This is a genomic window from Sphingomonas sp. EC-HK361 (genome assembly GCF_902498785.1).
GTDB lineage: Bacteria > Pseudomonadota > Alphaproteobacteria > Sphingomonadales > Sphingomonadaceae > Sphingomonas.
The window spans coordinates 47,948-61,181 of the sequence record NZ_LR701494.1 but is presented as its reverse complement, the minus strand read 5'-3'; the positions used below and the strand labels follow the sequence as shown (position 1 = coordinate 61,181).

General features: G+C 68.1%; 12 protein-coding genes. 6 read left to right on the top strand and 6 right to left on the bottom strand.

All coding sequences use genetic code 11. The features are described 5' to 3' along the window. Positions 1-109 precede the first annotated feature (109 nt). The 3 genes from topA to plsY form a co-directional block, all read right to left on the bottom strand. On the bottom strand, positions 110-2,677 hold the full coding sequence (gene topA / locus BOS5A_RS07415; protein WP_151954612.1) for a type I DNA topoisomerase: 2,568 nt from the start codon (positions 2,675-2,677) through the stop codon (positions 110-112). A gap of 92 nt (positions 2,678-2,769) precedes the next feature. Further along, positions 2,770-3,876 (bottom strand): DNA-processing protein DprA, encoded by a 1,107-nt coding sequence (gene dprA / locus BOS5A_RS07410; protein WP_151955886.1) that lies wholly within the window; start codon positions 3,874-3,876, stop codon positions 2,770-2,772. Continuing rightward, positions 3,873-4,481, bottom strand: a complete 609-nt coding sequence (gene plsY, locus BOS5A_RS07405) for a glycerol-3-phosphate 1-O-acyltransferase PlsY (protein ID WP_234419259.1) — start codon at positions 4,479-4,481, stop codon at positions 3,873-3,875. The genes dprA and plsY overlap by 4 nt, the downstream gene beginning before the upstream one ends. Positions 4,482-4,580: 99 nt before the next feature. Here plsY and murI point away from each other — a divergent pair, with 99 nt between their 5' ends. Then, positions 4,581-5,378 carry a glutamate racemase gene (murI, locus tag BOS5A_RS07400; protein WP_151954611.1) on the top strand — a complete coding sequence of 266 codons (798 nt, stop codon included), beginning with the start codon at positions 4,581-4,583 and terminating at the stop codon, positions 5,376-5,378. A 19-nt stretch (positions 5,379-5,397) separates the two neighbouring features. Here murI and ppc read toward each other — a convergent pair whose 3' ends face one another. From ppc to BOS5A_RS07385, 3 genes are read right to left on the bottom strand one after another with little or no spacing between them, the layout of a single operon-like run. Further along, positions 5,398-8,085: a phosphoenolpyruvate carboxylase gene (gene ppc / locus BOS5A_RS07395; protein ID WP_151954610.1), complete on the bottom strand. Its 2,688-nt coding sequence runs from the start codon at positions 8,083-8,085 to the stop codon at positions 5,398-5,400. A gap of 39 nt (positions 8,086-8,124) precedes the next feature. Next, a complete protein-coding gene (locus BOS5A_RS07390) occupies positions 8,125-8,556 on the bottom strand; it encodes an EF-hand domain-containing protein (protein WP_199857277.1) in 432 nt (143 codons plus the stop codon). A gap of 31 nt (positions 8,557-8,587) precedes the next feature. Next, positions 8,588-9,154: an HNH endonuclease gene (locus tag BOS5A_RS07385; RefSeq protein ID WP_151954608.1), complete on the bottom strand. Its 567-nt coding sequence runs from the start codon at positions 9,152-9,154 to the stop codon at positions 8,588-8,590. Between the two features lie 83 nt (positions 9,155-9,237). Between BOS5A_RS07385 and gluQRS the strand changes: the two genes are divergently transcribed. The 5 genes from gluQRS to egtD all read left to right on the top strand — a co-directional run bounded on the left by gluQRS (position 9,238) and on the right by egtD (position 13,227). After that, positions 9,238-10,110 carry a tRNA glutamyl-Q(34) synthetase GluQRS gene (gluQRS, locus tag BOS5A_RS07380; protein WP_151955884.1) on the top strand — a complete coding sequence of 291 codons (873 nt, stop codon included), beginning with the start codon at positions 9,238-9,240 and terminating at the stop codon, positions 10,108-10,110. A gap of 10 nt (positions 10,111-10,120) precedes the next feature. Next, positions 10,121-10,348, top strand: a complete 228-nt coding sequence (locus tag BOS5A_RS07375) for a twin transmembrane helix small protein (protein ID WP_151954607.1) — start codon at positions 10,121-10,123, stop codon at positions 10,346-10,348. 4 nt (positions 10,349-10,352) lie between these two features. Beyond that, the gene (locus BOS5A_RS07370) at positions 10,353-10,916 is read left to right on the top strand and encodes a cob(I)yrinic acid a,c-diamide adenosyltransferase (protein WP_151954606.1); all 564 of its coding nucleotides are present in this window, start codon (positions 10,353-10,355) and stop codon (positions 10,914-10,916) included. Between the two features lie 74 nt (positions 10,917-10,990). Continuing rightward, positions 10,991-12,250 carry an ergothioneine biosynthesis protein EgtB gene (egtB, locus tag BOS5A_RS07365; protein ID WP_151954605.1) on the top strand — a complete coding sequence of 420 codons (1,260 nt, stop codon included), beginning with the start codon at positions 10,991-10,993 and terminating at the stop codon, positions 12,248-12,250. Next, the gene (egtD, locus tag BOS5A_RS07360; protein ID WP_151954604.1) at positions 12,250-13,227 is read left to right on the top strand and encodes an L-histidine N(alpha)-methyltransferase; all 978 of its coding nucleotides are present in this window, start codon (positions 12,250-12,252) and stop codon (positions 13,225-13,227) included. The genes egtB and egtD overlap by 1 nt, the downstream gene beginning before the upstream one ends. Positions 13,228-13,234 lie beyond the last annotated feature (7 nt).

Sequence of the window (13,234 nt, the reverse complement as noted above, 5' to 3'; positions counted from 1 at the left end):
CTGAAAGGAGAGGTGGCAACGCGTAGCGCTGACGGAGGGGTAGCGCCCTCTCGATAGCGCGACACCCCTCCACCAGCTTCGCTGGTCCCCCTCCCCTTGCAGGGGAGGATTAGCCGGCCTTCTTCTTCGCCGGCGCCTTCTTCGCCGCGGCCTTCTTCTTCGGCGCGGCCTTTTTCTTCCCCTTCGCCGGCCCCGCCGCCGCGCGCGCATCGATCAGCTGCGCGGCCTCCTCCAGCGTCAGCGCGTCGGGCGCGATCGTCTTGGGGAGCGTCGCGTTGGTCGTGCCGTCGGTGACGTAAGGACCATAGCGGCCCTCCATCAGCTTCAGCTCCAGCTCGGTGCGGGGATGTGCGCCAAGCACCTTCAGCGGCTCGCGACTTCCGCGCTGTGGACGCCTACCGCCAGCCGCTGCGTCGGCCAGCTTCACGACCGCGGCGTTCATTCCCGTCTCGAAAACCTCCGCGGTCGAGGAAAGCCGCGCATATTTCCCGTCATGCGCCAGATATGGGCCATAGCGGCCGATCGAGGCCGTGATCGGGTTGCCGCTCTCCGGATGCGAGCCGACCGTGCGCGGCAGGCTCAGCAGCTTCAGCGCCCATTCGAGATCGAGTTCGCCCGGCAGGTCTTTCGGGATCGACGCACGCTTTGCCTCCTTGCCCTCACCGAGCTGGATATACGGCCCGAACCGCCCCGATTTGCGTTCGACCGGCAAGCCGGTGTCGGGGTCCTGCCCCAGCGTCTCCGGGCCTGTATCCTCGCCGGCATCGCCGCCCGGCTGCGCGAAGCGGCGGGTGTATTTGCAGTCCGGATAGTTGCTGCACGCGATGAACGCGCCGAACTTGCCGCCGCGCAGTGCCAGCTTCCCGACCCCGCAATTGGGGCAGAGCCGCGGATCGCTGCCGTCCACCTTTTCGGGGAACAGGTAGGGCGCCAGGAAGGTGTCGAGCTCCGCGGTGATCGCCGAGGGCTGCTGCTCCATGACCTCGGCCGTGCGCGGCTTGAAGTCGCGCCAGAACGCTTCGAGTACGGCCTGCCACGCGGCACGGCCGCCCGACACGTCGTCCAGCTCTTCCTCCAGCTCGGCGGTATAGTCGAACCCAACATATTTCTCGAAGAAGCGCTCGAGGAACGCCGTCACCAGTCGGCCGCTTTCCTCGGCGAAGAAGCGGTTCTTCTCGACGCGGACGTAAGCACGGTCCTTCAGCGTCTTGATGATCGATGCATAGGTGGACGGCCGCCCGATGCCGAGCTCCTCCATCCGCTTGACGAGGCTCGCCTCCGAAAAGCGCGGCGGCGGCTGGGTGAAATGCTGCTCGGCCTCGACACCCTTCTTCGCGGGCGCGTCGCCTTCCTTCATCCGCGGCAGGCGCTTGGCGTCGTCGTCACCGGCGTCGGCCTGTTGGCCAGAGCCGGCAACAAATCCCTTGTCGTCTTGGCCCTCTTCGTAGAGCGCGAGATAGCCGGGGAAGAGGACCACCTGCCCGGTCGCGCGCAACATGTGACGCCCGGTGCCGTCGGCGAGTTCGATCGTCGTGCGCTCCATCCGGGCCGACGCCATCTGGCTCGCCAGCGCGCGCTTCCAGATCAGCTCGTAGAGCCGCGCATGGTCGCCGCTGCCGACCCGATCCTTGCCGAAATCGGTCGGGCGGATCGCCTCGTGCGCTTCCTGCGCGTTCTTGGCCTTCGTCTGATACTGGCGCGGCTTGTCGGGCACGTAGCTGGCGTCATAGCGATCGGCGACCGCCCTGCGCGCCGCCGAGATGGCGCTGCCGTCCATCTGCACGCCGTCGGTGCGCATATAGGTGATCGCGCCGTCCTCGTAGAGATTCTGCGCGATCCGCATCGTGTGATCGGCAGAAAAACCCAGCTTGCGCGCCGCCTCCTGCTGGAGGGTCGAGGTCGTGAAGGGCGGCGGCGGGTTGCGGCCCGCTGGCTTGGTTTCGACCGACTGGACGCTGAACCGCCCCGCCTCGACATCGGCCTTGGCCTTCAGCGCGTCGCCTTCCGCGCCGATCGACAGCCGATCGAGCTTCCTGCCCGCCCACTGCACCAGCCGCGCGGTGAACGGCGCGCCGTCCTGCTCCAGCTGCGCGGTGACCGACCAGTATTCCTGCGCACGAAACGCCTCGATCTCGCGCTCGCGCTCGACGATCAGGCGCAGCGCCACCGACTGCACCCGCCCGGCGGATTTCGCCCCCGGCAGCTTGCGCCAAAGCACCGGCGACAGCGTAAAACCGACGAGGTAATCGAGCGCACGCCGCGCGCGATAGGCATCGATCAGATCGGTATCGAGCTCGCGCGGGCGCTGCATCGCCTCGGTCACCGCCGCCTTGGTGATCGCGTTGAACGTGACGCGCTCGACGTCCTTCGGCAGCGCCTTCTTCGCGCGCAGCACCTCCTGCACATGCCAGCTGATCGCCTCGCCCTCACGGTCGGGGTCGGTCGCGAGGATCAGCCGGTCGGCCCTTTTCGCCTCGTCGGCGATCGCTTTCAGCTGCTTGGCCTTGTCGCCGTAATTCTCCCACTCCATCGCGAACCCGTCATCGGGGTTCACCGACCCGTCCTTCGGCGGCAGGTCGCGGACATGGCCGTAACTCGCGAGCACCCGGTAGTCGGAGCCCAGATATTTCTCGATGGTTTTCGCCTTGGCGGGCGATTCGACGATGACAAGCTGCATGGGGGCCTTTGGTGAAGTCTCTCACGTATACGCGCGAGGGTGGCGATGCCCGGCGATGTGCGTCAAGTGGGGCGCTGCCCGCAAGCCGCAAGTCAGGACAGGCTGACGCGCGCGCCGGCGTGACGCTCGATCCGTCCGGCAAGTTCCAGTTCGAGCAGCACCGTCTGGACGATCGCGGGACTCAGACCGGCCTGACGGATCAGCTCGTCGACCGCGACCGGAACGGGCGCGAGCAGCGCGACGACCACGCGGCGGTCGGCATCGTTCGCATCCTCGAGCGGCGGCGCGCCATAGGACGATCCCGGCGCGCGAACGGCGCGGACGTCGATCGGGCGGACCTGTTCCAGGATGTCGGCCGCCGACTGCACCAACGTCGCGCCTTCGCGGATCAGCAGGTTGCAGCCCTGCGCGCGCGGATCGAGCGGATGGCCGGGCACCGCCATGACTTCGCGCCCCGCCTCGCCCGCCAGCCGCGCGGTGATGAGCGAGCCGGATTTGGGCACCGCCTCGACCACGACGGTGCCCACCGACAGACCGGCGATGATCCGGTTGCGATAGGGGAAGTGGCGTGCACGCGGCTCGGTCCCCGGCGGCATCTCGGCGATCAGCAGCCCCGTCTCGGCGATGCGATCCTGCAGCGCCGCGTTTTCCGGGGGGTAGGCGATATCGATGCCGCCCGCGATCACCGCGATCGTCCCACCGTCGAGCGATCCGACATGCGCGGCCGTGTCGATCCCGCGCGCCAGACCCGAGACGACGCTGGCGCCCTCGGCGGCGAGGTCGTGCGCAAGGCTGCGCGCGAAGCGACAGGCCGCAGCCGAGGCGTTGCGCGCGCCGACCATCGCGATGCACGTCCGCCGCGCCAGCGCGATATCGCCGCGGACAACGATCGCGGCCGGCGCATTGTCGAGTTCGCACAGCAGCGGCGGATAATCGGCGTCGTCGAGAAAGAGGTGCCGGGCGCCGAGTTTCGCCGCCCGCGCGATCTCGCGTCGCGCATCGTCGTCGGTCGCGATCGGCGGGGGCGCCCCGCCGCCCCGGCTCGCGAGCATGGGCAACGCTGCGATCGCCGCATCGGCGCTGCCGAAGCGGGCGATCAGCTGGCGATAGGTCACAGGGCCGACCTTCGGCGTGCGGATCAGCCGCAGCCGCGCGGTCGCGGCCTCGCCGTCGTTCGCGTTGTCGTCCCCGCGGCTCAGGCGCTCTTCGCCCCGCCGATCCGCGGCTCGGTACCCTCGATCAGACGACCGAGGTTCGCGCGGTGCGTCCACAATACCAGGGCGGCAAGCGCCAGGAACAGGGGCACCAGGTCCATCCGATCGACCGCGGCGGCCGACACCGGGGTGCTGACCGCCGCCGCCATCCCCGCAACGGAGGATATCCGCAGCGTCGCCAGCAGCCCAAGCCACACCACCGCATAGACAAGCCCGACCGGCCAGTGCAGCGCGAGCACGATCCCCATCAGCGTGGCGACGCCCTTGCCGCCGCGAAAGCGCAGCCAGATCGGATAGCAATGCCCGATGAACGCGCCAGCCGCGGCCAGCTGCTCCTCACCGGGCAGCAGCGCCGCGACGATCATGACCGCAGCGAAGCCCTTCAGCATGTCGAGCAGCAGCGTTGCCGCCGCCAGCCCCTTGCGACCGGTACGCAGCACGTTGGTGGCGCCGATATTGCCCGATCCGATCTGGCGCAGATCGCCCGCGCCGAACGCGCGCGTCAGCAGGATGCCGAACGGGATCGAGCCCAGCAGATAGCCGATCAGCAGCGCAGCCGTCGGGTTGATCCAGAGCGTTTCGGTTGCCAAGACTCGGCGTTTCCCCCGTTTGTTCCCGATGCCTAGCGCATCCCGTGACGCTCTGACAACGATCTGTATCAACTTGGCGCTTTTCGTTAGAGCGCGCGCATGGATGCCGCCGACCGCCCGATCCTGTTCTTCGATTCTGGCGTGGGCGGCCTGTCGATCGTCGCGCCGGCGCGCGCGCTGTTGCCGGACGCGCGCTTCGTCTATGCGGCCGATTCGGCTGGCTTCCCCTACGGCACCAAGTCGGAAGGCGAGATCGCGGCGCGCGTGCCAGCACTCCTTGGTCGGCTGGCGGAACGCTACCGCCCGCGGCTGATCGTCATCGCCTGCAACACCGCCTCGACCATCGCGCTGCCGGCGGTGCGATCGGCGCTTGACCTGCCGATCGTGGGGACGGTGCCCGCGATCAAGCCTGCCGCCGCGATTTCCAAGACGCGGACGATCGGGGTGCTCGGCACCGACGCCACTTTGCGGCAAGCCTATGTCGACGACCTCGCGCAGCGGTTCGCCGCCGACTGCACGGTGTTGCGCCACGGCTCCGCCGCGCTCGTCGAGCTCGCGGAGGCCAAGCTGCGCGGCGAAGCGAACGACCCCGCCGCCTACCGCGCGGTGCTGGCCGGGCTCTTCGATCAGCCGGGCGGCGCCGCGATCGACGTCATCGTCAACGCCTGCACCCACTTTCCGCTGGTGGAGGACGAGCTTGCGACGGCCGCGCCGCGTCCGGTTGTCTTCGTCGATGGCGGTCCCGGCATCGCGCGGCGCATCGCGTTTCTGACCGCGGGCCAAAGCTGGCGGCGGACCGGTGGCGACGTCGCCGTTTTCACCGCACTCACCGATCGCGAACGCGCGCTTGCCCCGGCGCTCGCGGCCCGTGCATTTTCCACGATCGAGGCGCTCTAGTTTCCCCGTTGCTGCGCATTCAGCCGCTGTTGCGCAGCGCCGTCGCGATCGCGTTGATCGACAGGAGGATACCCTCGCCGATCCGCGCATCGTCCTCGCCGGCGCGGTGACGTTTCATCAGCTCGATCTGGAGGAGGTTCAGCGGCTCGATATAGGGAAGCCGTAGCCGGATGGACGCGTCGAGCGCCGGGTGCTTTTCCAGCAGCCGCGACTGCGCGGTCGCGGTGAGCAGGCCGTCATGTGTTGCCTGCCAGCCGTCGCGGATTCGCCCGAACACCGTGTCACGCAACGTCGCATCTTCCACCAGCCCGGCATAGCGCGCCGCGATCCCCATGTCGGATTTCGCGAGCACCATTTCCATGTTGGCGAGCGTCGCGGCGAACAGCGGCCAGCCCTCGGCCATCTCTGCGAGCAGCGCCTTGTCCTCGAACGCCGCCATCGCCTGGCCGACGCCGTACCAGCCCGGCAGCATGACGCGCGCCTGCGCCCAGCTGAACACCCAGGGGATCGCGCGGAGATCCTCGATCGCGTCGGATTTCTTGCGGGCGGCCGGCCGGCTGCCGATCTTGAGGCCGGCGATCTCCGCGATCGGGGTCATCTGGCGGAAAAACGTAGTGAAGCCGTCGGTGCCGTAGACGAGGTTGCGATAGGCGCGGAAGGCGGCATCCGACAGCGCGTCCATCGCCGCGCCGAACCGCGCCGCCTCGCTGTTCGAAAGCGGCGGCGGCTCGAGCGTGGCGAGCAGCGTCGCCGCCGCCATGGCCTCCAGATTGGTCGCAGCACTCTCGCGCGTGCCGTATTTACCCGCGATCACCTCGCCCTGTTCGGTGATGCGGATGCGGCCCTGCACCGTTCCCGGCGGCTGTGCGCGGATCGCCGCGAAGGCCGAGCCGCCGCCGCGCCCCACCGCGCCGCCGCGGCCGTGGAACAGCTGCATCCCGACGCCCGCCGCCTCGAAGATCGGTTTCAGCGCGGTCGAGGCCTTTGACAGCTGCCACGTCGAGGTGAGGTAGCCGCCGTCCTTGTTCGAGTCGGAATAGCCGATCATCACTTCCTGATGGCCGCGCGCGGCGGTGATCGCCTTGACCTCGGGCAGCGCGAACCATTCGGCCATGATCGCGGGCGCGGCTTCGAGGTCCTCGATCGTCTCGAACAGCGGCACCGCCATGATCGCGGCGCTCGCTTCATCGCCTGTGCGGTAAAGCCCGACCTCCTTCAGCAACAGGTTCACCTCGAGCAGGTCGGACACCGATTTCGCCATCGAGACGATATACTGGCGGATCGCGGCCGGGCCGTATTGCGCATGCGCCTCCGCCGCCGCTTTCACGATCGCGAGTTCGCTGCGGGTCTCGTCGGAATAATCGGCAAAGGCACTGGCGAGCGGCCGCGCGTTCGACAGTTCGTGGCGGAGCAGCATCACCCGCTGCGCTTCGTCGAGCGCGAGGTAATCCGCCTCGACGCCCGCGACCCTGAGCAGCTCGGCGACGACGCGTTCGTGGACGGCGCTGTTCTGGCGAAGATCGAGTGTCGCGAGGTGAAAGCCGAAGACATCGACGGCGCGGATCAGCCGCCCCAGCTGGCCGCCCGACGCCAGCACCCCCTCCCCGTCCGCGCGCAGCCCTCGCGCGATCGTGACGAGATCGGCGCGAAAGGACACCGGGTCGGGATAGGGATCGCCCATCAGCCAATGGGCCCGGGGCGCGGGCTTCCCGGTCAATGCCTGATGGGTCGCAGCGAGGCGCGCATAGACGCCGGACAGGGCGCGCCGATAGGGCTCGTCGCTGCGGCTCTCGGCTTCGTCGCCGCTCCGCTCGGCGAGGGCCAGCACGTCATCGGCCACGTGGGCATGGCCGGTTGCGATCGAAAGCTCGGCGCCAAGCGCGTGCACCGCATCCAGATAATGGCCGAGCACCGCCTCGCTGGCGACGGCGAGCGCGGTGCGGAGCGAATCCGCGGTGACGAACGGATTGCCGTCGCGGTCGCCGCCGATCCAGCTTCCGGGGCGCAGGAAGCTCGGCACGCGCTCGCCGAGCGCGCGGTCCCAGCGCTGGTAGAGCGCAGGGATCGTCGGCAGGAACACGTCGCGCAGATAGCTGAGCGCTGTCTCCACCTCGTCCTTCACATACAGCCGCTCGCGGCGCAGCACGCGGGTCTGCCAGAGCAGCGCGATCTGGCGGCGGATCGCCTCGTCCACGTCGTCGCCGTCCGGCGTCGTAGGGGCGCCGCTGTCGCGCACCGTCATCAGCGCGGCGATGCGATTGCGGTGGTCGATCATGCTCTTGCGGCGCACTTCGGTCGGGTGCGCGGTCAGGACGGGCGCAATGAGCGCGTGGTTCAGCAGTTCGAGCACCCGGGTGCGGTCGATTCCTTCCTTCGCCAGCGCCTTCAATGCGGCGGCGACATCGGCGTCCGGGTCGGCAGCGATGCCCTGCCGGTCCTCGGCGAGATTGGCGAGCATCGAGAAGAGCATGAAGCCGCGGACGAAATCGAGCGTCTCGTCGAGGCTTAGCGTTTCCAGATGCGGATCGGACGCTGCGTCGCTGGCGCCCTCGCCCCCGCCAATTCGGTGCCGTTCGACCGAGGCAGCGCGAATCGCCTCGGTCCGATCGAACAGCCGCTCCCCGCCATAAGCGCGGATCACATCGCCGAGGACGCGCCCCAGATAGCGGATGTCGGGATTGTTGGTGACGGGGGGAAGGGCTGCCATCGCTTCATGCTGCACCGCACTATCGCCCCGGTCAACGCATCAGCGGCTTGGCGCGTTCGAATTCGCTGGCGCGGCGGAGTTCTCGCCCGTTGCCTGCTGCGCTTCCGCGCGGCGGCGTTCTTCGGTGGTCACGCTGCCGTCCTTGTTCAGGTCCCAGCTGTCGAACCGCGCGAGCAAGCCCTTGCTGAACTCGTCCGCTGAAATCACACCATCGCCATTTTTGTCGAGCCTTGCCAGCCGAGAATCCTGCCGCGGCAGCTCGTCCTTGGTGATCTTGCCATCCGCGTTGCGATCGAGCGCTTGGAAGCGCCGCTCGATCGAGCTGCCGAAGTCGAGGCGGGATGTGACCGAGGGCGGGATATAGTTGCTGACCGCCGCGATATTGTCGGCATGGTCCTCGCCCTTGCCCGAACAGGCCGCCACCATCAGCGCCGCGACAATCATCGGCGCCCCGCCACGGACATTCAGCATCGACGTCTCCCTCTTCGCCCGGCTAGCTTGGTCAGGCTTCCAGTTCAACGTCCCAATAGAGCCAATCGTGCCACGTCTCGTGCAGGTAGTTGGGCGGGAAGCGCCGGCCATGCTCCTGCAGATGCCAGTTGGTCGGCCGGATCGGCTCGATGTGGAGCGGCATGTGCGCCTGCTTCGGCGTCCGCCCGCCCTTTTTGAGGTTGCAAGGCGCGCAGGCGGTGACGACATTCTCCCACGTCGTCCGCCCACCCTGCGCGCGCGGGATGACGTGATCGAAGGTCAGATCGCGGCCGTGCCCGCAATATTGGCACGAGAACTTGTCGCGCAGGAACAGGTTGAACCGGGTGAAGGCGGGAAATTGCGAGGGCCGGACAAACTGCTTCAGCGCGATGACCGAGGGCAGCTTCATCGTGTGGGTGGGGCTATGCACCTCGCGCTCATAGTGCGCGACGATATCGACGCGGTCGAGGAACACCGCCTTGATCGCGGTCTGCCAGGGCCAGACGCTCAGCGGATAATAGGAGAGCGGGGTATAATCGGCATTCAGGACGAGCGTGGGGCAACTGTCGGGATGGCGGATCAGATCGGGATGAAACACGTATCCTCCCAAGGCTTGCCAGCCCGGAAGCCATCCGGCCCGGCGTGTCGGTGGTCGCAATCGCCTACGTCCGTGACGCCATGATGACAGCGAGCGACTCGCCCGGTCAAGAGTCGGCGTGCGTGATCGGCCGCTTTGCGCCGAGTCCCACGGGACGGTTGCACATCGGCCACGCGCTCTCCGCCATCCGCGCGCATGATCTGACCCGCGCGGCTGGCGGGCACTTCCTGCTGCGGATCGAGGATATCGACGGCACGCGCAGCCGGGCGGAGCATGTCGAGACGATTCTGGCCGACCTCGCCTGGCTGGGACTGGCATGGGACGGGCCGGTCGTCTTTCAGTCGGAGCGGCTGGCGCTCTATGCCGCCGCGCTGGCGACGCTAAAAGCGCGCGGGCTCGTCTATCCCTGCTTCTGCACGCGCGCCGAGATCGCGGCGAGCGCCTCCGCACCGCACGGCGATGCAGGGCCGGTCTATCCGGGCACCTGCCGCGCGATCGACCCGTCGGCGCGGATGGACGACGCGCATTGCTGGCGGCTCGACATGGCGAAGGCGGTGGCGGAAGCCGGGCCGCTGACATGGTGGGACGAGTGCACGGGCGAGGTCGCCGCGAATCCGCTGGCGCAGGGCGATGTCGTGCTGGCGCGCAAGGACGTGCCGTCGAGCTATCACCTCGCGGTGACGGTCGACGATGCCGCGCAGGGCGTGACTGATGTGGTGCGCGGACAAGACCTGTTCGATGCGACGCATATCCACCGGCTGCTCCAGGCGCTGCTGGGGCTGCCGACACCGCGCTATCACCACCATCCATTGCTGCTGGGTGCCGATGGTCAACGCCTCGCCAAGCGGCATGGCGCACCGACACTGGCGGCGATGCGCGAGGCCGGGGCGGATGGGCGCCCGCTGGCGGACGAAATCCGTGCCGGACGCCTTCCCAACGGCGTCGCAAGCGCCTAGCCTTGCGGCCATGCAGACCTTCCTCGTCATCCTCCTGATTGCCGCGATGATCGCGACGGTCGTGGCGCTCGTCCGCGGGATCGTCACCTTCCTTCAGCAGTCCACCGCAGAGGCGCATGGCGATGCGCCAAGCGCGTCGGCGCTGAAATCGAACCGGATGATGCAGCAGCGTATCCTGTTCCAGGCGATCGCGGTGGTGATCGTCGTGATCCTGCTGTTCGCCGCCGGCCGGACCTGAGCCGCTGGTCAAGCTCAACAAGATCTACACGCGCACCGGTGATGACGGCACGACCGGCCTCGTCGACGGCAGCCGCGTGTCCAAGGCCGACGCGCGGATGGCGGCGATCGGCGATGTCGATGAGGCGAACAGCGCGATCGGCGTCGCGATCGCGGCGCTTGGCGAGCACCCGTTGGCGGCGGCGCTGACCCGCATCCAGAACGACCTGTTCGATCTCGGCGCCGACCTTGCGACACCAGGCGACGATTTCGCGCCGTCTGAGATGACGCTCCGGATCGTCGCCGCGCAGCCGGCGCGGCTGGAGGCGGAGATCGACGCGATGAACGCGGCCATGCCGCCGCTCACCAGCTTCATCCTGCCGGGCGGCTCGTCGGGCGCGGCCGCGCTCCACCTCGCCCGCGCGATCGTGCGGCGGGCAGAACGTGCGGCAGTCGCGGTTGCGGCGCCGATCAACCCTGAGGCCTTAACCTACCTCAATCGGCTGTCGGATTTTCTGTTCGTCGCGGCACGATCCGTGAACAAAAACGGGGCGGGAGACGTTCTGTGGGTTCCTGGGGGCGTGCGTTAAGTCCAGCGTAGCGTGGAAAGCCCCTTGTATTCCCGCGTGTTGTAATCCCACGTGTTCACGATCTGGAGAGAGCCATGCGCGCACCTGCCGCGGCATCCATCCAAGACCAGCCGCTTGCCCGCCGTTACGAATCCGTCCGCGCGCTGAGTCTTGCGCTCGCCGCACCCCTGTCCGATGCGGACGCGACGGTGCAGTCGATGCCCGACGCGTCGCCCGCCAAATGGCATCTGGCGCACACGACGTGGTTCTTCGAAACCTTCGTGCTGCGCGATTCGGTGCCTGGCTACCGGCTGCATGACGAACGCTGGCCGTTTCTGTTCAACAGCTATTACGAGGCGGAAGGCCGCCGCCATGCCCGCGACCGCCGCGGGATGATCACGCGGCCGACGCTGGACGAGGTGCGGGCATACCGCGCGCATGTCGATGCGGCGATGGCGGCGGCGCTGCCGACGCTGGGGGATGACGCCCGGGCAATCGTCGCGCTCGGCTGCCACCATGAGGAGCAGCATCAGGAACTCCTCGTCACCGACATCCTACACCTGTTTTCGGAGAATCCGCTCGAACCGGCGCTGTGGCCTGCGGCGCGCAAGGTGCCGGTGGCAATGCCAGGGCCGGTAGGCTGGATTTCACCCTCCGGCGGAATCGCGACGATCGGCCATGACGGAGGCGCTTTCGCGTTCGATTGCGAGGGGCCGCGCCATGAGGTTCTGCTGACACCGCACGCCATTGCAGACCGCACCGTCACCAACGGCGAATGGGCGGCGTTCATCGCCGATGGCGGCTATGCCGACGCGCGCCACTGGCTGTCCGATGGCTGGGCGTGGGTGAAAGCCGAGGGTATCGCCGCGCCGCTCTATTGGGAACAGCGCGATGGCGCATGGACCCGCTTCGGGCTCGATGGCCGCCGCCCGATCGATCCTGCCGCGCCCGTCACCCATGTCAGCTTCTTCGAGGCGGATGCCTATGCGAGTTGGGCCGGCGCGCGGTTGCCGACCGAGGCCGAATGGGAAGCCGCCGCGCAAACGCACGATGCGAACATCGGTCACTTCATGGACGCCGCCGGGCCGGTCGAGCCACGCCCCGCCACCGAAGGCCCCGCCTTCTTCGGCGATGTGTGGGAATGGACCGGCAGCGCCTACCGCCCCTATCCCGGTTTTCGCGCGGCCGAGGGCGCGGTCGGAGAGTATAATGGCAAGTTCATGAGCGGGCAGTTCGTGCTGCGCGGCGGTTCGTGCGCCACGCCCCGCGGCCATGCGCGCGCCTCCTACCGCAACTTCTTCTATCCCCATCAGCGCTGGCAGTTCACCGGCGTCCGGCTCGCAAAGGACCTGTGATGCTCCGCCAGGAAATCGAGGACGGCCAGGCCTCGCTCGCCGATCCGCAATTCCGCGCCGACGTGCTGCGCGGGTTCGAGGCGCGGCCGCGCGCTATTCCGGCGCGCTGGTTCTACGATCACCGCGGATCGGAGCTGTTCGAGGCGATCACCGACCTGCCCGAATACTACCCGACCCGCACCGAGACCGCGATCCTCGAAGCGCTTTGCCCGACGCTGACCGACCGGATCGGCGAGGGCCGCGCGGTCGTCGAGTTCGGCTCCGGCTCCTCGACCAAGACACCGATCCTGCTGCGCCATGCGAAGCCGTCCGCTTATGTCCCGATCGACATTTCGGGCGAATTCCTGCGCGAGTCCTCGCGCGCGATCAGCCAGGCCTTTCCCGACCTGCTCGTGCTGCCGTTCGAGGCGGACTTCATGCGCCCGCTCGCTTTGCCTCGGACGATCGCGGAGGCGCGGAAGCTGGGGTTCTTTCCCGGATCGACGATCGGCAACATGATTCCGTTGATGGCGGTCGATCTGCTCCGCGCGATGCGGGCTTCGCTCGGGGTCGGCGCGATGCTGCTCATCGGGATGGACCGGATCAAGGATGCGGACGTGCTCGTCAACGCCTATGACGACGCGCAGGGCGTGACGGCGGCGTTCAATTTGAACCTGCTGGATCGCATCAACCGCGAGCTTTCGGGCACAATTCCTGTCGATGCCTTCCGCCACCGCGCTATCTGGAACGACGACCGCGCGCGCATCGAAATGCACCTGGAGGCGGAGCGCGACGCCGCCTTCACGATCGATGGACGGCCGTTCACGATCGCAGCGGGCGAGACGATTCACACCGAGAACAGCCACAAATACGGCCCACGCGACGCACGCATCCTGTTGCGGTCGGGCGGGTGGACGCCGGTCACGGAATGGACCGACCCCGAGGACAGGTTCGCGGTATATCTCGCCGAGGCGCAGGCGGAGCGGCCAGCGCCCTAGTCCGGCG